This is a genomic window from Bacteroides sp. AF25-5LB (assembly GCF_003602965.1).
In the GTDB taxonomy this organism is placed as follows: domain Bacteria; phylum Bacteroidota; class Bacteroidia; order Bacteroidales; family Bacteroidaceae; genus Bacteroides; species Bacteroides uniformis.
Genome location: NZ_QTMC01000043.1, coordinates 1 through 1,685 on the forward strand (window position 1 = coordinate 1; position 1,685 = coordinate 1,685).

Sequence of the window (1,685 nt, forward strand, 5' to 3'; positions counted from 1 at the left end):
AAGAATGGCATCCTTGAAATGGAAGAGGGCATTTTCCGCAAGCGTGTGTTTTTTCCGGAAGCAGCCTATAACCGTGTGACCTATTTTAAAGGCAGGATGTGCGCCTCTCCCGGAGGCGGATGTACGGTCAAGGAATGGAGCGACAACGGTGACGGCAGCTATACCATAACTCCAGACTTGACGGATGCCGACGGGCTGAGCCAGTTTGTGGATGATATACTTACTACTTACTTCGTCACCAAGAACGCCGAAGGCAAGCTGCAGGGGTTCGAGGAGATGAAGTTCCGGGTGACTTCTGCCGACTATACAGCCAAGACATTCGTCATGACGCCGAAGCCGGGTACTGACTGGAAGCCGGGGGAATCTATGGTACTCGCCCAGACGGGTAACTTTACGGACCCGGAACGGCAGACGTACATCCTTATCGATACGGTGGGCGGCAACAACTGCATCACTTTCTTTGACCACGCCAATACCTGGGATGTCGAACCTGCCCAGGAAGTCGCATGGGTTGGCAAGAAGAAAGGCAGAACAGTTCACGGCATACCGGCTGACAACTACTCGGCTGTTTTTCGCCACGTCATCATGTCCGGCAAGATATTCCAGGTGGATGACATTACCGGAGAGGCGTTTCGGGTGCCATTGTTCAAGGGGACGTGGAAAAAGGGTGAGAAGTATGCCTATTACGATGAGGTGACGCATAACGGCAGTTCATGGATATGTGTCAATGAGAAAGGCACGTCTACAGAACCGGCAGACGGCAATGCCGACTGGCTGAAATATGCGGCAAAGGGAGAAAGCGGCAAGGGCATCAAGTCTACCGATGTGGAATACGCGATATCGGTGTCGAATGTCATTGCCCCGGTGGACGGTTGGCAGACTACCTCCCCAGAATGGGAAGCCGGCAAGTATATCTGGTCGCGGACGAAGATTGTCTATTCTGATGGCGAAGTCAAGTACACACAAGCGGCTTGTATCAGTGGTGGGCAGGGAGCTGACGGCAAGGGCATCAAGTCCATTACCGAAGAATACTACCTTTCCTCTTCATCGGCCACCACAACCGGAGGCGAGTGGCAGACTACCTCTCCGGCATGGAAAAACGGATGGTATATCTGGACCCGGACAAGGATAGTCTTTACTGACGATACTTCCACCACAACGAACGCCATCTGTGTGACTGGCAGTAAGGGTGCAGACGGTACAAGCATCACCAATTGCGGTGAATGGGAAACCGGAAAGCATATACCTTACATGGGTATTACCAAGATGGCCGGACGTGTCTTTTTATGTGTCGCTCCTGATGGTACCGACAATCCTCCGATGTGGACTCAGACAACTAATGAGGGGCGCCGTATCCTGCAGACGCAGAACGGTGGCAAGTCCTACGGTTATACCATTACCGGGGACTTGAATACCGCTGAATATGAGCTGCTGGTAGAGAACGGCCAGGATGGTAAGGATGGAAAAGGCTATGAGTGGATATTCAAGCATACGACAGAGAATGTGACGCCTCCTACGCCAGCCACCTCGCAGGTGGATGACTACGTGCCGTCCGGCTGGCATGATGACCCGATTGGGGTTTCCGAATCCCTGCCATACGAGTGGGCTTGCTGCCGGACTAAGAAGGACGGTGTATGGAGCGCGTTTTCACCGGCAGCCATCTGGGCCAAATGGGGCTTTGACGG

Annotated in this window: 1 pseudogene; it reads left to right on the forward strand. The window is 53.3% G+C overall.

Going from position 1 to position 1,685, the window contains the following annotated elements:
* Positions 1 to 1,685 (forward strand): annotated as a pseudogene (locus DWY57_RS21480) (hypothetical protein); the annotation flags it as partial.